General features: G+C 70.6%; 17 protein-coding genes. 4 read left to right on the forward strand and 13 right to left on the reverse strand.

Translation table 11 applies throughout. The annotated features are described in order from the left end of the window. Positions 1-2 precede the first annotated feature (2 nt). Together ABH923_RS09355 and ABH923_RS09360 are read right to left on the reverse strand one after the other, a co-directional pair. Complete coding sequence (locus ABH923_RS09355) at positions 3-1,520, reverse strand: APC family permease (RefSeq protein ID WP_370055090.1); 1,518 nt, start codon at positions 1,518-1,520, stop codon at positions 3-5. Positions 1,521-1,656: 136 nt separating this feature from the next. Further along, entirely contained in the window at positions 1,657-2,325 is a 669-nt protein-coding gene (locus ABH923_RS09360; protein WP_370055091.1) for a GNAT family N-acetyltransferase, read from the reverse strand. Positions 2,326-2,497: 172 nt separating this feature from the next. Between ABH923_RS09360 and ABH923_RS09365 the strand changes: the two genes are divergently transcribed. Further along, complete coding sequence (locus ABH923_RS09365; RefSeq protein WP_370055092.1) at positions 2,498-3,391, forward strand: glycerophosphodiester phosphodiesterase; 894 nt, start codon at positions 2,498-2,500, stop codon at positions 3,389-3,391. 54 nt (positions 3,392-3,445) lie between these two features. Here the strand turns inward: ABH923_RS09365 and ABH923_RS09370 are convergent, their stop codons facing one another. After that, positions 3,446-4,561: a class I SAM-dependent methyltransferase gene (locus tag ABH923_RS09370; RefSeq protein WP_370055093.1), complete on the reverse strand. Its 1,116-nt coding sequence runs from the start codon at positions 4,559-4,561 to the stop codon at positions 3,446-3,448. Positions 4,562-4,608: 47 nt separating this feature from the next. On the opposite strand from ABH923_RS09370, the gene ABH923_RS09375 reads away from it, so the two are divergent. Next, positions 4,609-5,085 carry a hypothetical protein gene (locus tag ABH923_RS09375; protein ID WP_370055094.1) on the forward strand — a complete coding sequence of 159 codons (477 nt, stop codon included), beginning with the start codon at positions 4,609-4,611 and terminating at the stop codon, positions 5,083-5,085. On the opposite strand, the gene ABH923_RS09380 is transcribed toward ABH923_RS09375, so the two are convergent. From ABH923_RS09380 to ABH923_RS09415, 8 genes are all read right to left on the reverse strand, one after another. Next, positions 5,082-5,630, reverse strand: coding sequence for an isochorismatase family protein (locus tag ABH923_RS09380; RefSeq protein WP_370055095.1), 549 nt, complete (start codon positions 5,628-5,630; stop codon positions 5,082-5,084). The two genes, ABH923_RS09375 and ABH923_RS09380, sit on opposite strands and share 4 nt — an antisense overlap. A gap of 48 nt (positions 5,631-5,678) precedes the next feature. Continuing rightward, on the reverse strand, positions 5,679-6,014 hold the full coding sequence (locus ABH923_RS09385; RefSeq protein ID WP_370055096.1) for a hypothetical protein: 336 nt from the start codon (positions 6,012-6,014) through the stop codon (positions 5,679-5,681). A gap of 43 nt (positions 6,015-6,057) precedes the next feature. Continuing rightward, complete coding sequence (locus ABH923_RS09390) at positions 6,058-6,357, reverse strand: hypothetical protein (protein WP_370055097.1); 300 nt, start codon at positions 6,355-6,357, stop codon at positions 6,058-6,060. 13 nt (positions 6,358-6,370) lie between these two features. After that, positions 6,371-7,603 (reverse strand): hypothetical protein, encoded by a 1,233-nt coding sequence (locus ABH923_RS09395; RefSeq protein ID WP_370055098.1) that lies wholly within the window; start codon positions 7,601-7,603, stop codon positions 6,371-6,373. Then, the gene (locus ABH923_RS09400) at positions 7,600-8,073 is read right to left on the reverse strand and encodes a hypothetical protein (RefSeq protein ID WP_370055099.1); all 474 of its coding nucleotides are present in this window, start codon (positions 8,071-8,073) and stop codon (positions 7,600-7,602) included. The genes ABH923_RS09395 and ABH923_RS09400 overlap by 4 nt, the downstream gene beginning before the upstream one ends. After that, on the reverse strand, positions 8,070-8,447 hold the full coding sequence (locus tag ABH923_RS09405; protein WP_370055100.1) for a hypothetical protein: 378 nt from the start codon (positions 8,445-8,447) through the stop codon (positions 8,070-8,072). The genes ABH923_RS09400 and ABH923_RS09405 overlap by 4 nt, the downstream gene beginning before the upstream one ends. A gap of 274 nt (positions 8,448-8,721) precedes the next feature. Continuing rightward, on the reverse strand, positions 8,722-11,187 hold the full coding sequence (locus ABH923_RS09410) for a beta-glucosidase (protein WP_370055101.1): 2,466 nt from the start codon (positions 11,185-11,187) through the stop codon (positions 8,722-8,724). Between the two features lie 13 nt (positions 11,188-11,200). Next, entirely contained in the window at positions 11,201-12,595 is a 1,395-nt protein-coding gene (locus ABH923_RS09415) for an MFS transporter (protein ID WP_370055102.1), read from the reverse strand. 143 nt (positions 12,596-12,738) lie between these two features. On the opposite strand from ABH923_RS09415, the gene ABH923_RS09420 reads away from it, so the two are divergent. Beyond that, the gene (locus ABH923_RS09420; protein WP_370055104.1) at positions 12,739-13,761 is read left to right on the forward strand and encodes a LacI family DNA-binding transcriptional regulator; all 1,023 of its coding nucleotides are present in this window, start codon (positions 12,739-12,741) and stop codon (positions 13,759-13,761) included. Between the two features lie 88 nt (positions 13,762-13,849). Beyond that, positions 13,850-15,226, forward strand: a complete 1,377-nt coding sequence (locus tag ABH923_RS09425; protein WP_370055106.1) for an alpha/beta hydrolase — start codon at positions 13,850-13,852, stop codon at positions 15,224-15,226. Between the two features lie 72 nt (positions 15,227-15,298). On the opposite strand, the gene ABH923_RS09430 is transcribed toward ABH923_RS09425, so the two are convergent. Further along, the gene (locus ABH923_RS09430) at positions 15,299-16,486 is read right to left on the reverse strand and encodes a glycine C-acetyltransferase (RefSeq protein ID WP_370055107.1); all 1,188 of its coding nucleotides are present in this window, start codon (positions 16,484-16,486) and stop codon (positions 15,299-15,301) included. Beyond that, positions 16,486-17,529 (reverse strand): L-threonine 3-dehydrogenase, encoded by a 1,044-nt coding sequence (gene tdh, locus ABH923_RS09435; protein ID WP_370055108.1) that lies wholly within the window; start codon positions 17,527-17,529, stop codon positions 16,486-16,488. Before tdh ends, ABH923_RS09430 begins: the two co-directional genes overlap by 1 nt. Positions 17,530-17,594 lie beyond the last annotated feature (65 nt).

Consider the following 17,594-nt stretch of genomic DNA (forward strand, 5'->3'; position numbering starts at 1 on the left):
GGTCAGAGCGCGGCCGGGTCCCTGTCGTCGATGTTGGCCGGGGCCTTCGCGTCGAGCTCCGCGGGGAGCTCGAGCGGTCGACGCGTGTAGTAGTCCTTGCCCTTGCGGTAGAAGAGCACCAGCGGCACGATGCCGACGGCGATCAAGCCGACACCGAGGTAGTTCACGATCGGGGTGTTCTGCGTGATGCCCATCACGAAGATCACGCCCATGAAGATCGCTCCCGCCAACGGCCAGAGGAAGATCAGGATGGCGTTCTTCACCGACTTGAACAGCACCCGGCGGTAGGCCACGACCACGGCGAGGCCTGCGAGCGTGTAGTAGAAGGCGATCTGCATACCGATCGAGGCGATCGCGTTCGTCATGATCTCGCCGACCGAGCCGAGCAGGTTGGAGCCGACGAACAGGATGATCGAGACGCCGACGACGATGAGGGTTGCGAACGCCGGGGTCTTCCAGCGCGGGTGGATGCGGCCGAACGCCTTCGGGATGGTGTGGTCGCGGCCCATCGCGAACAGCGTGCGGGTCACCTGGATGAGCGTGGTCTCCAGCGTCGCGATGGTGGACAGCGCGACGGCGACCACGAGGATCTTGCCGCCGATGCCCGGCCAGACGGCGTCGCCGAGGACCGAGAGGATGTTGGCGCTGTTGTTCTCGATGGTCTTCGAGGGCAGCATGACCAGCGTCGCGATCGTGAAGATCTCGAACAGCAGGAACACGATGACGATGCCGATGATGCCGGCCGATCCCGCGTTCTTGTGGCCGTCCTTGGTCTCCTCGTTGAGGTTCGAGGAGACGTCCCAGCCCCAGTAGTAGAAGGCCGCGATGAGGGCCGCCGAGACGAACACGCCCTGGCCGGTCAGGTGGCTGAAGCCCAGCCAGTCCCACGAGAAGTTCGGTCCGGCGTGGCTGCTGGTCGCGGCCCGCACGATCATCAGCACGGCGAAGAGGACGAGGATGCCCACTTCGATGAGCGACATGATCCACTGCGCACGCGCTGTCACGTGCACGCCGAACAGCACGCACGCCGCCATCACGAGGAACCAGATGGCGCCGACGCCGGTGATGAGCCAGGCGTTGTTGGCCTGGTCGGGCGCGAACAGCGTCACGGTCATCGCGCCGGCCGGGAGGGCTCCCGCGACCATGAAGATCGTCGCCGAGATGACCAGCGCCCAGCCGGACAGGAAGCCGAGGATGGGGTGGAGGGCCCGCGCGACCCACGAGTAGGTGGCTCCGGCGTTCACGTCGGCGCGACCGAGATAGAGGAACGCCCACGCGATGCCGAGCATCGGGATGCCGCACCAGAGGAGGGCGGCGGGCGCGCCGAGTGCTGCGGCGCCCACGAGGGTCGCTGTGGTGGCTGCGATCGAGTACGCGGGCGCACTGCCCGCGACAGCCATCACGATGGAGCCGGCGGCGCTCACCCCGTCCGCCTGCAGTGCGTGCTTTTCTTCGCCCCCGCGAGGGTCGGCTCCGTTGCCGAGTGCTACGGAGTCCGGCCGGGAATATTCCTGCGTCATTGCTCTCCCTGGCTAGGGTCGCGTATGCGACAGGGGGACGTTAGCAATTCCCGGACCCGAGGACAACCCTTTTCGCCACGAAATCGGTTGTGAATGTGATTGAAACAGACGAAAACCGAGGCGGATGTGGGCCAACTCAGAGATTATCGACACTTTCTGTTCCGAACGGTGGGGTCTCGACGACCCCGCAGGACGGCTGGGCCGCGCGTTCGGTGGCGTGATCGGCCTCCGACAGGACGAACGTGGCCCGCCCGGGCGTCCCTCCGGCCAAGCGGAAGCCCAGCCGGAGCGCCAATCGCGCCGACGACGTGTTGGACCGCTCGATGACCGCGGTCACCAGGCATGCTCCCAGCTCGTCGAACGCGAGGTCGAGCATCGCCCGGGCGGCCTCTGTGGCGTAGCCGTGGCCGCCCTCCGCCGTGAGCTGCAGCCAGCCGACCTCCGCGACCCGGGTCTCCGGTGCGACCGTGCGCAGGTGCAGGGAGACGTCGCCGATGACGCGGCCGTCGTGCTCCACCGCGAGCACCAGGAGGTCGCCGGGGGCGGAGAGCGTGCGGTGCGCCGTGCGGGCGAGGAGGTGCGCGTCCACCTGACGCGCGGTCCGCAGCGGCCAGTCGAGGCCGCGGCGCACCTCCTCGTCATCCTCGATCCGACGCCAATCCGCGGCGTCCGCCGCGCGGTAGGGGCGCAGCAGCAGGCGCGCCGTCCTCACCTCGTGCGCCTCGACCGGCAGTGCGAGCACGGGCGCACCCCACAGGGAGCGCAGCGATCGCAGCGGGCGCGGGCGGCGCGGGAGAGAGGTCACAGCGTCCTCCTCTCCTGCTTCGACGGTAGAACGGGCGTGCTATGGCTGCGCTGCGACCTCCGCGGTCAGCGTGAGAAGCCCGGAAGCGTCCCATAGCCCACGCACAGGGCGTTGCGGTCGACCCCCGACGGGGTGTCTTCAAATCCGGGGCCGAGTGTGCCTAGGGTTGCCCATGAGCGGCGACGAGGAGCAGCAGCCCGGGAAGGTCTCCCGGCGCACGGTGATCGGTGTGTCGGTCGGCGCCGTCGCGGTGGTGGCCGCCGGTGCGGTCGGCGTCGGCTCGCTGCTCTCCGCGTCGAACCGGTCGGCGCCGGGCGGGACGCAGCCCACCGGCTCCGCGATGCTGACGGTCGCGCACCACGGCGGCTCCCGGGACTGGCCGGAGATGTCGATGCTCGGCTACCGCAACTCGGTCCTGCTCGGGGCCAGGGCCCTGGAGGTCTCGCTCGCGCGCACGAGGGACGGGGTCTGGTTCGGGCTGCACGACGCCACGCTCGACCGCACGTCGGGGACCACGGACTTCGTGGCCGCCGAGCACACCTGGGCGGAGGTCTCCCAGCACCGGATCTCGGCCGCGGGGACCACCGACCCGTCGCAACCGGCGCAGCCGTACGCCCGCTTCGAGGACATCGTCGCCGCCTACGCCGCGACCCACGTGCTCTACGTCGACCCGAAGGTCGTGCCGGCCACGCACTTCCCCGAGCTGTTCGCGATCATGTCCCGCGCGCCGTCGCCGACGCGGGCCTTCGTGGCCAAGGGCTACTGCACGGCGACCGACTGGCCGGCCCAGGCCGCTGCGCACGGCTACCGCGGCTGGGGCTACTACTACGCGTCGGAGGTGGAGGCCGACGCGAAGCTGCTGCCGTCGACGCAGGCGCGCTGGACGACTCTGGGCCTCGACTACAACGGCTCCCCCGCGGTGTGGGAGCGGATGCGGAAGCTCGGCAGGCCGGTGCTGGCGCACGTCGTCCCGGACGCCACCGCCGCCGAGACCGCGCGGAAGCGCGGCGCGTCCGGCATGGTCGTCTCCGGCATCCGCGAAGTCCTCGCGCCGAAGGGCACGTAAGCGCCCTTAAGACGCGGTCTTAGGGGCGTTTACGTGCCCCTCGGCGGTCGCGGGTTACGGGCGGCGGGAGGCGGTGACGGTGAATTTGGGGTTGCGGGCGATCTGACGGGTCGGACCGACCGCGCGCTCCAGGGCGGCGCGGTAGCCGAGGTGCGAGTTCCACACCGTCCACAGCTCGCCTCCCGGCGTCAGCACCCGGCCGGCTTCGGTGAACATCCGGTGCGCGATCCCGGTGTGCACGGCGCCGCCGATGTGGAACGGGGGGTTGAGCACGATCAGGTCGGCCGACGCGTCCGGCTGCGAGGCCAGGCCGTCGTCGCGCACGACCTCCACCCGGTCGGCGACGCCGTTCGCCACGGCCGTCGCCTGCGCCGACGCGACCGCCGCCGCGGACTGGTCGGTCGCGATCACGCGCAGGCCCGGCCGGGAGGCGGCGAGCGCGGAGGCCAGCAGCCCCGTTCCGCAGCCGAGGTCGATCGCCGTCCGCGCCTCCGGCGCCGCGTCGCCGAGCACCGTCAGCAGGAACCGCGTCCCGATGTCCACCGTCGCGCCCGCGAACGCCGCGCCGAACGCGCAGACGTGGAGGCCGGTCGCCTCGTCGAACGCCCGGTCGGGCCAGCGGTCGAGCGCGATCGCGGCGGCCGGCTCGGGCGTACGCGCCGTGAGGACGCGGGCCTTCTGCCGGGCGAGCGAGGCCTGCACGTCGCCGAAGACCTCCCCCAGCACGCCGTTCATCGCGGTGGTCATGTGCTTGAGCATCCCGCCTGCGAAGACCACGACCTCCGGATGCGCGTGCTCGGCGGTCAGCGCGGCGAGCTCGGCGAGCGCCTCCAGGCTCCGCGGCAGGCGCAGCAGCACGGTTCGGGCGCCGGCGACGAGGGCGGCGTCGAGCGACCGGTGCTCGTACGTGCCGCCGAGCCCGAGGTCGGCGGCGTTGGCGTCGAGCGCCCGCTCGGCGGTGAGCGGGTCCTGGTGCACGCGGATGCCGCGGGCGCCGCGCGCCGCCGCGGCGAGGGTGAGAGCCCCGTACGCGTCGCCGATGACGACCAGCCCGTCGCGGAGGATGTCGTCGCCGGCGACGTCGGCGATCAGCCGGTCGGCGGCGTCCGACGCGAAGAGGTTCGGCGCTTCGACGTCGGGGCGGCGGCGGAGGCGCTCGTAGGGGAACACCGGTTCAGTCAATCAGACGGGGCCGCGCCGTGTGGTACTCCTGAGCCATGACCGACCCCGACCCGCACGTCCTCGCGCCCGGACTCGCGCCGACGCCCTTCACCGCCGCGGAGATCCGTGCCGGCTGCCCCGAAGGGCGGGTGTCGGTGGTCCGCCACCCCGACGGGCTGACCGCGATCCGGTTCGCGGAGGGCGACGAGGAGGGCGCCTGGATCGAGGACACGCCCATCGACGGGGACGGGCGTCCCACCGGAGCGGTCGAGCGTGAGCGGTCGACGTGGCTGGAGCTCCAGGAGCACGCTGCGTTCCCGGCCGAGCACACGACGATCGATCGCGTCGAGCTCCTCGGCCCGCTGGACCAGCGCCGGTGCCTGCGCTACCGGGTGCGGCGTGGGGACGCCACGCTCCTCTCCTGGTTCGCCGTCGACCTCCCGGGGATGCCGATCCGGGTGGACCGCTGCGAAGGCGGCGTGACGCGGACCACGCTCGAAGTGGTCGCGATCTCCGGGCTCCCCATCGCCTAGAACGTCACGTCGGCGCTCCCGACGACCTCCGCCGTGCGCCCCGGCGCCCGGTGGTTGCCCCAGTACAGGTTGGTGTGCGCGATGACGAGGTCGGGCGTGGGCGCGCCCCACTCGCTCAGGTCCTCCGTCGTGTGGGCGTCGCCGACAAGCGTCACGTCGTAGCCGCGCACGAGTCCGCCGTGGATGGTCGAGCGGATGCACTCGTCGGTCTGCGAGCCGGTGACGACGAGCCGGCCGACGCCCGCGGCGGCGAGCACATCCTCCAGCCGGGTCTCCTCGAAGGCGTCCGCGTAGTGCTTGGGCACCAGCGCCTCCGCCTCGTCGCGCGACAGTTCGGGCACGTACTCCCAGGCCTCGCTGCCGTACTCGACGTTCTCGTCGGAGTGCTGGATCCAGACGACCGGGACGCCTTCGGAGCGCGCCCGGTCGACGAGACTGCGGATGTTGCCGACCACATCGTCCCGGCGGTACGCCCCGCCGATGACACCGTTCTGGACGTCGATCACGAGCAGGGCTGAGCCGTCGCGGCCGTGGAGTGTTGTCATGTTGTCCCCCTTCTCTGCGGGAGACGCTACTCGCAGCCGGGGACAGTGTCAGCGGGTGTTCTCGCGCTCTGCCAGGAAGCGTTCTCGCTGCTCGTCGTGCTCCCGGAGCATCGCGTCGAACTGCTCTTCCAGCTCGCCGACCTTGCGGCCTGCCTGCGCGACGTTCTCGCCTGCAGTATCCGAGACGTGCTGGAGTTCCTGCCGGAAGCCCGGGTCGTCACCCACGCCCTCGTGCGCGCCGAGACGGTAGAACGCTTCTTGCAGCTGGTCGATCCTGGAGCGGTAGTGGCCGATGTACTGCTCGGCCGACTCGATCCGCCTCCGTGCGGTCCTGCGCTCGTCGTCCTGGGCCTCCTCCAGCTCTGCCAGCGATCGGTAGGTCACCATGCGATGCTGTTCACCCCCTGGGCATAGTCGCTCTGTGCCTTCAGCTCGTCGAGGCCGCGCTGCACCGTGTCGGCGACGGCGCCGGCGAGGACCGTGTTGCCGAGATCCGCGGTGCGGAGGTGAGCCCGATGCCGGTGTGCGCCGGCAGCACGATCGCGGACTCGCTGACCTTCACCGCAGCGCGGTCGGCGTGGACGATCGGCGGCATCAGGCTGTCCAGGAGCTGGACCGCTGCACCGTGGACCTGGGCCTCGATCCAGTCCTGGACCTCGTACACGCCGGTCTGTATCTCACGGTTGAGGCCATCGAAGAGCTCCTGCACGAAGTCCGCAGGATCCATAATGAGGCTCCTCCTATCCGCCGAGTCCGAAGGTCACAGCCCATTGAGCGTCCTGCTCGAGGGTGTGGCGCACGGTCTGGGAGATGCCGTGGCTGAGCTGGCCCACCCGCTCCAGGTGGCGGTCGACCCGGGCATCGACGGCCCGAACCGCGTCGCTGTCGACGTTCTGATGGACGTGCAAGCGGTGCCTGTCGATGCAGCGCTCGATGTCGTAGGCGGTGATCGTGGGCAGGACCGCGGCGGCGTTCTTCGCCGCCAACAATCCGTCCTCCATCCGCGGGATGATCCGGCCGTTGGCCAGCTTGATCTCCGCCAGCGCGGTCGCCATGCCGCCGATGCTCGCAGCGAGACCGAGGGCCGCGACGGAGTTGACCGCCACCATCGCCCCGGACGCATTCTTCGCCAACGTCTTCATCGCCGCTGGGCTGCGCGCGACCCCCGCCAGCATCATCAGCGCAGGAGAGACCGCCGCGGACGAACCTGGAAGGAGCGTATCCACGACGTTGGCGAGAATGTCCTCGAGGCGACGGCCTTTCGCCCCGACGCCGATGATCGAACCATCCGGGTTGAACGTGAACGCTCCACCCTGTCCGATGTTGTGATAATCCAACGTGGAGCGGCCACGCTCGTCGGTCACGAACACGGCTGCGCCCGTCCGGTTGGCGTAGAGATTGCCGATGAGATCCCACTCGTTCACGTAGTTGCGCAACCGGCTGCGACCCGCCTTCGTGTCGGCCTCCAGCCGCGCCTTCGCCTGCGGCGACAACCACTCCCACGGGTCGGGCCCGCAGAACGTCGTCGCATCCCAGTTGTGCTCCGCCGCCACCAGCAACGCGAGGAACCCGCCCAAAGAATGCCCGGCCGTCGAAACGGACGAACCGGGATGCGCGTTACTCACCCGATCCGCGAAGAAATGCGCGTCAAGGACCTGAGTCATCGGACCGGGTGCGCCCCCGACGATCGTCTCGACATCCGCGAGGATGTCAGCCCGGTGATCCGGATTCGTGCCCGCATACGCCACCACGATGTGCGACATGTCCGGCACACCGTCCACCACCGGCACGACTGCCATCGCCTGGAAACCGTTCGACGGGTAGTCCTCAGTGTCGATCACCCGATACACCTGTGTGTGGTCGCCGTTACCGGCGCCGAACTCCTCACCTTCACTCAGCGGAGGGTCCCTCTTCAAACGATCCACTTTGTACGCCTCGTTCGCCAAGTCCATGTACTCTTCGGCGGTCGTCACTCGATCACCTCCGACGTCCCATCGCTATAGACCACCGTCAAAGGAAGGTTTGGTGCAGGGGTTGGCGCTTCAGGCGGCCTGCCAGTGCCGCCCACGAACGACGGGCCGCTTCCCGGCCCGATGATCACGTAGTACTCGCTGCCCTCGACCGTCGCAATCGCATTGGCGCTCCACGCCGCACCGAGCCCCGGCCGATCACCGTCCATGGTGAACCGGACCTTTTCGACGTTCGGTTGCCATTCGTCGCGGAAGTAGAGCGCGGACTCTCGCTGGAGTTCTTTGACGGGCGGGTCTGGTGTCATGAGGCGATTCCTTATCGGTGAACAGGCCGTCAGGCTGACGATCAGCACGACGCCCAGCAGCGCAGCACTCACTCTTCGAAGTACTCGCACGTATGGAGAGTCTTGGACCAAGGCATCCGCTCGGTTCGACCGATCCGCGATGATCGCGTTCTCTTCGGCGGTGGTCACTCGATCACCTCCGACGTTCCATCGCTGAAGACCACCGTCAAAGGGAGGTGCGGAGCAGGCGTCGGCGCTTCAGGCGGCTCGCCAGTGCCGCCCACGAAAGCTGGACCGCTTCCCGGCCCGATGATCACGTAATACTCACCGCCATCGACTGTTGCGATCGCATTTGCTCGCCACGGCGCACCGAGCCCCCCGCGGCTGCCGTCCTGGGTGAACCGGATCTTCTCGACATTCGGTTGCCATTCGTCGCGGAAGTAGAGCGCGGAAGCTCGCTGCTGTTCCTTTACGGGAGGGTCTGGTGTCATGAGGCGATTCCTTATCGGCGAACAGGCCGTCAGGCCGACCATCAGCGCGACGCCCAGCAGCGCAGCGCTCACCGCTCGAACCACTCGCATGTCCACCTGCTTCCGCGTCGTCAGTCGAGGAACCCGAATCCGCGACTGGACGGTCGTTTCCAGATGGAAGACGGGTCGTTCTACTCAACACGACGCCCGCGCCGCGGAGCGGGCCCGAGTCGGCGCAGGCCCGATGTCCGGCGCGATGATCACCCGATCATTCACACGCAACAGCCGGAAGTGGTGCGCCCCCTCGGCCGGATCATCACGGCCGAGGGGGCGGGTTTCGGAAGGACGGCACGCAGCCGCCCCGGGATCACACGGTGAACCGGATCGGCTCCCCGAGCGTCGCGACCGACGTGCCGACCTGCACGGCGTACTCGCCCGGCTCCGTGCGCCAAGCGTGGTCGTCGACCGACCAGTGCTGCAGCGAGCGCGGCTCCAGGTCGACGGTCGCGACCGCGGCCTCCCCCGCCTCCGCGCGAACCAGCGCGTAGCCGGCCAGCCAGAGCACGGGCCGCTCGATGTCCGACTCGGACACCCGCGACAGGTACACCTGCACGACCTGCTTGCCCGCGCGGTCGCCCACGTTGGTCACCGGGACGCTCACCGTGCGCCCGTCGAGAGTCGCCTCGCCGAGCTCCCACTCGGTGTAGCCGAGGCCGTGGCCGAACGGGATGGCCGGGGCCGGGCCGCCGAGGGCCGCGCGGCGCAGCCACTCGCGGTAGCCGACATTGAGCTTCTCGTCGTAGAACAGCTTCCCGTCGATCGGCTCGACCTGCCAGACCGGCACGTCCTCCTCGTCCGCGGCCCAGGTGGTCGGGATGCGGCCGCCGGGCTCGCGGGCGCCGGTGAGCACGTCGGCGAGCGCGCCGCCGGTCTCCTGGCCCGGGAACCAGGTGAGCAGCACGGCGGGCGCCTCCTCCAGCCAGGGGAGGACGACGGGGCCGCCGGAGTTGACGACCACCACGGTGCGCGGGTTGACCGCGAGCACCCGGCGGACGAGCTCGTCCTGGCCGTCCGGGAGGCGCAGTCCGGAGCGATCGAAGCCCTCCGACTCCAACGTCTCGGTCGTGCCGACGACCACCACGGCGACGTCGGAGGCCGCGGCCAGCTCGACCGCGCGCGCCAGCTCGGCCTCGGGGTCGGCGAAGGGTTCCTCGTAGCCGAAGGTGAACATGACGGCGGCCAGCCCGGCCTGCTGCTGCGGGCGGTGCTCCAGCCGCAGGGAGACGCTCTGGCCGGCCTTCAGGTCGACGGGGAACGACTGCTTCGGCGGGTTGAGGAACGCCATGAACGGGTCGGTGCCCTCCGGGAAGAACAGGCCGTCGCTCTTCAGCTCGCCGTCCACCTCGAAGCGGAACAGGCCGAGACCCGCGAAGCCGACCGAGAACTCGCCGTCCTCCGGCGCGGTGAACTCGGCGGTGGCCTCCACCACGGCGGTCTCGCCGAGGATCGGGTCGCCGAGCCACACCAGCTTGCCGGAGGCGCGGTGCTCGTCCAGCAGCACTGCGCCGTCCTCCGCGAGGAAGCGGACATGGACGCCGGGCTCGCCGGTCACGGGGTCGGTTGCCACGCGGGCATCGATGGGGAGGACCGACTCCGACGACTTCACGCCGGCGGCGTAGCGCACCCGCTCGGCGCCGTACGCCTCGACCAGCCCGTCGAACGGGGTGACGACGTGGTCGGGGAACACCGTCGCGGAGCCACCACCCTGCGTGCGAGCGATTCGGGCGTGCTCGCCGACGACGGCGACGGTCGGCGCGGCGGCGGGGTCGAGGGGCAGCACGCCCTCGTTGCGCACCAGCACCATCCCGTCGGCCGCGGCCTCCCGCAGCAGGGCGTCGATGCGCTCCTGCGGCCACGGCTCGGCGAGCGGGGTCGCGGCCTCCACGCCCTCGAGCGCGCCGAGTCGCCCGGCGAGTCGGAGGATGTGGCGCACCTTCTCGTCGATGGCGGCCTCGTCCACCTGGCCGGCCTGGACGGCCTGCACCAGCGCGTCGCCCCACACGCCCTCCGGGCCGGGCATCGCGAGGTCCTGCGCCGAGCTCCCGGCGGCGACGGTGTCGCGCACGCCCATCCAGTCGGAGACCACGACGCCGTCGAAGCCCCACTCCTCCTTCAGGGGTGCGCGGAGGAGGTCGTTCTCGGTCATCGTCACGCCGTTGACCGAGTTGTAGGAGGACATCACCAGCCAGGCGCCGCCCTCCACGACCATGCGCTCGAACGGGGCGAGGTACACCTCGCGCAGCGTCCGCTCGTCCACCTGCACGTCGACCGTCATCCGGTCGGTCTCGCTGTCGTTCGCCACGTAGTGCTTGGGCGTGGCGCCGACGCCGCAGGACTGGATCCCCTGGACGAACGCCGTGCCGACGACGCCGGAGAGCCACGGGTCCTCGCTGTACGCCTCGAAGTGGCGGCCGCCGCGCGGCGAGCGCTGGATGTTGACGGTCGGGCCGAGCGCGACGCCGACGCCCTTGCGGCGGGCCTCCGCCGCGATGAGCTGGCCGAGGCGGTGCACCCGCTCGACATCCCACGACGCGGCGAGGGAGGTCGGCGACGGGAGGCTGGCCGAGGAGTCGCGTTCGTCCCAGAGCTGCCCGCGGACGCCGGCCGGCCCGTCGGAGACCACGATGGTCTCCAGGCCGACCTGCGGCTCGTCGTGCAGGGTCCAGAAGGACGCGCCGGTGAGGAGGCGGACCTTCTGCTCGAGCGAGAGGGAGCCGAGCAGGCCGTCGAGGAACTCGTCGGCGACGTCGGTGGTTGTGGTGGTGTCGGTCATGACGGTGGTGCTCCTAGCGGACGGACTTGATCGGGAGGACCGCGAAGGCGCCGAGGAGGGCGATCACGATGCCGATCGGGAACAGCGCGGCGTAGCCGCCGAGCGAGAGGATGACGATGCTCGCGATTCCGGGGGCGAGCGTCTGGGGAAGGGTGGCGGCGATGTTCAGCACGCCGAGGTCCTTGGCGAAGTCGTTCTTGGACGGCAGCACCTCGCTCATCAGCGCGGTGTCGACAGCCTGGAACGCTCCGAAGCCGAGGCCGGCGACGAACGCGAACAGCATCATCCCGACCAGCGACGGGAAGATCAGCGGGAACACCATCGACACGGCCATCACCGATCCGGCGACGATGACGACGACCTTCCGCCGCCCGAGCTTGTCGGAGAGCGGGCCGCCGATGAGGGTGGTGATGATCGTGCCGGCCATGCTGATCAGGCTGAGAACCGGGACGAACGCCCCGGCCTTGGAGCCCAGCCCCACGTAGTCGCGGAGGATGAAGAGCTGGTAGCCGGTGACCATGAAGTAGCCCGCGTACAGCAGCAGACGGCCGGTGAAGCCCCAGAAGAAGTCGGGGTGCTTGACCGGGTTCACCCAGAACGTGCGGAGGAAGGCGCCGAGGCTGAACGGCGGCTTCGGCTCGCCCTTGTTGGAGCGGTCCGGGTTGAACACCACGAACAGCGCCAGGACGATCAGTGCGAAGCCGGCGAAGACGAAGTAGCCGGTGGCCACGTTCGAGAGGAACATCGCACCCGCGATGCTGCCGCCGAGCGCTCCGATCATGAGACCGAGGCCGGACAGCGACGAGAACGTGCCCCGGGCGCCGCTCGGGACGCGGTCGGGGAGGATCGCCGACAGCGGACCCTGCGCGAAGTTGTAGCAGACCTGGATCATGACCCACGCGATGCCGACCTGGACGATCGAGTTCGACGCTCCCATGAAGATCAGCGAGAGCCCGCCGAGCAGACCTCCGGCGACCATCCACGGGGCGCGGCGGCCGAAGCGGCTGCGCGTGCGGTCCGAGACCAGGCCGGCGATGGGCTGCGCGACCATCGCGGCGAACGCGCCGATCGTGGCGATGAGGCCGAAGGCGCCGACGCTCGCGTCCTTGCCCACGATGTTCGTGATCTGCGTCGGAAGCAGGAGGCCGGGAACCGCGCCCCAGATGCCGAAGACGGCGATGTTCGCCAGCGACATCCACAGCATCAGCTTCAGCAGCTTGCCGCGCACCTTGACCTTCTGCGGCGCCTGGGCCGACACCGCGGAGGTCGGCGCGGCCGAGAACGCCGAGTCGGCGGTGGTCAGCGTGGAGCCGAGCGCCACGCTGTCGGGCGCGCCGGAGAGGTTCGGGGGGAGGGTGGGCTGGACCGGGCGGGGGCCCTCGGGGAAGTCATCAGACGGCGTTGTCACGGGAGGTTGTCCTTTCAGAGCAGGCGACGTTGCGTGCTAACACGCGTAACCATACGCCTCCTCGTTCCCTGAATACAAGCCACCGCTCGGTTTTGCTGACGCGAGTAAGCAAATCCATCGCCGAGACCTAGACTGAGCACACCATGTTCACGCCCCAGGTCGTCAAAGCCCCGACCAGCGCCGACGTCGCGCTCGCGGCCGGCGTCTCGCGCGCGACCGTGTCGTTCGTCCTCAACGACAAGCCGAACTCCCGGGTCTCCGACGACACCAGGCATCGCGTGCTGGAGGCCGCCCGCCTGCTGGGCTACACGCCCAACACCGCCGCCAGGTCACTCGCGAGCGGCGAGTCCGTCGCCGGGCTGCTCGTCGCGTCCTCCGCGATCGACCACGGCGCCACCGTCGCCCGTGCGCTGGACGCGCTGCTCGCCCGCACGGTGGACGACGGCATCGACGCCCTCCGGCACGCCGACACCGCGACGACCGGCGCGGAGGCCGGCCAGCTCTGGGCCAAGCTGCGGCCGGAGGCTGTGCTCGCCGAGGCCGCGCGCTGCGACGCGGAGGCCACCGAAGTGCTGCGGCTGGCGGGAGTGCGCGCGCTCGTCGTGCACGGCACCGCGGCCGTCGACTACGCACCGTCGCTCGTCATCCCCCAGCGCCCGTTCGGCGGCCTGGCCGTCGAGCACCTCGTGGCGCTCGGCCACGACCACATCGTCTACCTCGCGCCGGCGACGCCCGGTCCCGCCGCCGCAGAACGCCTCGCCGGCGCCCAGGAGACCGCCGAGCTGCTCGGCATCCGGCTCGACGTCACACACGCGGCCGCGTCGGCCCGCACCCTCCGCGACTGGGCGCACGGCCTCCGCTACGATACGCACGCGCCCACCGCCATCGCAGCCTCCGACGACGGTCTCGCGATGGCCGCGATCCGCGCGCTCGCGGACGCCGGCCTCCGGGCGCCGGCCGACCTGTCGGTCGTCGGCGCGGACGACCACCCGGGAGCGGCGGACTTCCTGCCCCGGCTGAGCACGGTCACGTTCGACGCGGACGCGCTCGCGGGGACGCTCCTGGACGCCTTCGCACGCATGCGTGCGGGCGAGCGGGTGGAGCTGCTGGAGGCGCCGCCGATCCGGCTGGAGGCGCGGGAGTCGTCGGCGGCGCCGACGCGCTGACGACGCCGCCACCCCTCCACGAGCGGCACCCGGTTAAGGGGCCGCCCTCCGTCCCGAACGCCTGTGCGGGCCGCTTAGGCTTTAACCCGTGGGGACTCTCGCCTGGCTCACGCTCGCTCTCGGGCTGCTCGCCGCCTATCCGGTGGCGCGCTTCGCCGCGCGCGGATGGCGGTTCCAGGCCGGGTCGACCGTGCGCGTCGTCGTCATCGGCCAGGTCGTCGGGCTCGCCTTCATCATCGCGTGGTGCCTCTTCGCGCCGCGGGCCGACCTGGGCGGGATCGGCTGGTTCGCGATCGCGCTGGCCTCCGTCGCGATCCCGCTCGCGCTCGGCGACGCGCTGCAGTCGGCCGGCCGGCTGCGGGTGCTCTCGATCGCGCTCACGGCGCTCATCGGGCTGACCGGGGTCGCCGCCGGAGCGCTCACCGTCGCCCCCACCCTTGCGACCGCGACAGTGGCGGGGAAGGCCGTCCCGGTCACCGAGCAGACGCTGACCAACGGCGCCCAGCTCACCGTGCACATCCCGCCGACGGCCTCCGGGTTCTCGGCCCGCGACGCGCACCTCTTCGTGCCGCCGGGCTGGCTGCGCGACCCGTCCAGCACCCGTCCCGTCGTCGAGATGATGATGGGGCAGCCGGGCAACCCCACCCTCGGCGCGACGCTCGACGCACTCCACGGCATCGGCGGCGAGCGGCTGGACGACGCACCGTTCATCCTCGTGGTGGACCAGCTCGGGAACATCAAGGCCAACCCGCCGTGCAGCGACACCAGCGCAGGCAAGCTCGACACCTACCTGTCGAAGGACGTCCCGGCCTGGATCCGCGGCAACCTCCCCGTGAGCGGAGACCGCGCGAACTGGGCGATCGCCGGCTACTCGCACGGCGGCGAGTGCGCGGCCTACCTCGGCGCGAAGCACCCCGGCATCTGGGCGAACGTCGTCTCCATCTCCGGGCCGGACAAGCCGGGCGAGCACCGGCCGAACTACACGCGCGACACCTATTACGGCGGCAGCCAGGCGACCTACGCCGCCACCTGGCCGGAGAACATCCTCGCCGCCACCCACTACTCCCAGCCGACGCGGGCGATCTTCGTCACCGGCGCGCTGGACACCCACTTCCGCCCGCAGGTGGAGGCGACCGCGACCGCCGCCGAGAAGGCGGGCTGGAAGGTCACCTACTGGGTCGTTCCCGACTCCACCCACACCCAGGCGCTGGAGCCCGGGCTGAAGACCGCGTACAACCAGCTCATCGGCGTCTGGGTGGCGTCCGGAGCGGTGGCGGCGCAGGCCGACCGGCTGCTCTGCACTGCCGACCAGAACGCGCGCGCCTGCGGCCTGACGCAGGCGGGGTCGGTCGCCGGAACGGTGACGATCGTCGACCTCAGCGTTCTCGCCGTGTTCCTCGGGGCGCAGCTTCTGCTGTTCTTCCGCCGCGGGCGCCGCCTCCGCGCCGACGTGGACGCCGCGTAGCGCCCGCACGATTCGTGCCGAATGTCGCGTTTCGCGGCGCTATTCGCGACATTCGGCACGAATTGTGCTGGGTTACGCCGTGACGGAGTCGCGCGCGGCGACGAACGCGGCGACGCAGCGGCGGATCTCGTCGTCGGTGTGTGCGGCCGAGAGCTGCACGCGGATGCGCGCCTTGCCGCGCGGCACCACCGGGAACGAGAACGCCGTCACGTATACGCCGTGCTTCTGCATCTCGTCCGCGATGCGGGCCGTCAGCGCGGCATCCCCGAACATCACGGGGACGATCGGATGCTCGCCCGGCAGGAGGTCGAACCCGGCGTCCGTCATCAGCTCGCGGAACAGCGCCGCATTCGCGACGAGGCGCGCGCGCAGCTCGTCCGACTGCTCCAGCAGGTCGAGCGCGGCCAGGGTGCCGGCCACGATCGACGGCGCGAGCGTGTTCGAGAACAGGTAGGGCCGGGCGCGCTGGCGCAGCAGGTCGACGACCTCCTGGCGGGAGGACACGTAGCCGCCGGACGCGCCGCCGAGGGCCTTGCCGAAGGTGCCGGTGTAGATGTCGACCCGGTCCGCCACACCGCAGAACTCCGGGGTGCCGCGGCCGTGCTCGCCGACGAAGCCGACGGCGTGCGAGTCGTCCACGAAGACCAGGGCGCCGAACTCGTCGGCCAGGTCGCAGATCTCGGCGAGCGGGGCGATATAGCCGTCCATCGAGAACACGCCGTCCGTGACGATGACGGTGTGGCGTGCGCCCGCGTCGCGCGCAGCGGTGAGCTGGGCGCGGAGGTCGTCCATGTCCCGGTTCTTGTAGCGGAACCGCTGCGCCTTCGACAGGCGGATGCCGTCGATGATGGAGGCGTGGTTGAGCTCGTCGGAGACGATCGCGTCCTCCGCCGAGAACAGCGTCTCGAACACGCCGCCGTTGGCGTCGAAGCACGACGAGAACAGGATGGTCGCCTCGGTGCCGAGGAACGCGGACACGCGCCGCTCCAGGTCGAGGTGCTGCTCCTGGGTGCCGCAGATGAAGCGCACGCTCGCCATCCCGTAGCCCCAGTCGTCGAGCGCGGCCTTCGCCGCGTCGCGCAGGGCGGGGTGGTCGGCGAGGCCGAGGTAGTTGTTGGCGCAGAAGTTCAGCACCTCCGCGCCGTCGGCGGTGATCAGCGCGGCCTGCGGACCGTGGATGCTGCGCTCGCGCTTGGTGAGCCCGGCCTCCTCGATCTCCGTCAGCTGCGCCGCGAGGTGGTCGCGAAACGTCCCGTACATCAGAGCTCCGTCCAGTCGAGGATGACCTTGCCGCCGCCGGCCGCCGCCGCTGCGGCGAACCCCTTCTCCCAGTCGCGGGCCGCGAAGCGGTCGGACACGATGGAGGCGATGGAGTCGTGCAGCGGCTTGGAGGTCTGCAGCATGGCGCCCATCGCGTTCCAGGTCTCGAACATCTCGCGGCCGTAGATGCCCTTCAGCGTGAGCATGTGCGTCACGACGATGCCCCAGTCGATCGCGATCTGCTGGCTCGGGAGCCCGAGCATGGCGATCCGGCCGCCGTGGTTCATGTTCTCGATCATCGACGGCAGCGCGGTCGGGGCGCCGCTCATCTCGAAGCCCACGTCGAAGCCCTCGCGCATCCCGAGCGCCCGCTGGGCCTCCCGGATGTCGTGCTTGGAGACGTCCACGGTGAAGTCCGCGCCCATGCCCTTCGCGAGCTCCAGCCGCTGCGCGCTGACGTCGGTGCCGACGATGAAGCGTGCGCCGACGTGCCGGGCGACGGCGATGGCCATCAGCCCGATCGGGCCGCAGCCGGTGACGAGGACGTCCTCGCCGACGATGGGGAACGCGAGCGCGGTGTGGACGGCATTGCCGAGCGGGTCGAACAGCGCGCCGACCTCCGGCTCGATGCCGTTGTGGTGCACCCACACGTTCGTGGCGGGGAGCACGAGGTACTCGGCGAACGCGCCGTCGCGCTGCACGCCCACGCCCTGGGTGCGGATGCACATCTGGCGGCGGCCGGCGCGGCAGTTGCGGCAGGTGCCGCAGACGATGTGACCCTCGCCGGAGACCTTGTCGCCGACCTCCACGTCGTGGACGAGGGAGCCGACCTCCACGACCTCGCCGTAGAACTCGTGGCCGGGGACCAGCGGCGCGGCGACGGCGGACGCCGCCCAGTCGTCCCACCGCAGAATGTGCAGGTCGGTGCCGCAGATGCCGGTGCGCAGCACCCGGATCTTGACGTCCTCCGGCCCGATCACGGGCTCCGGAACCTCGACCAGTGCCAGGCCGGGCGCGGCTTCGCTCTTGAACAGGGCCTTCATGTTCGCCATCCTCGTGGGGTCGTGCGTGTGCGTCTTCGCTGTGGCCGCCGTGCCTTGTGAGCGTG

Origin of the sequence: Leifsonia sp. EB41 (genome assembly GCF_041262565.1) — a bacterium.
GTDB lineage: Bacteria > Actinomycetota > Actinomycetes > Actinomycetales > Microbacteriaceae > Leifsonia.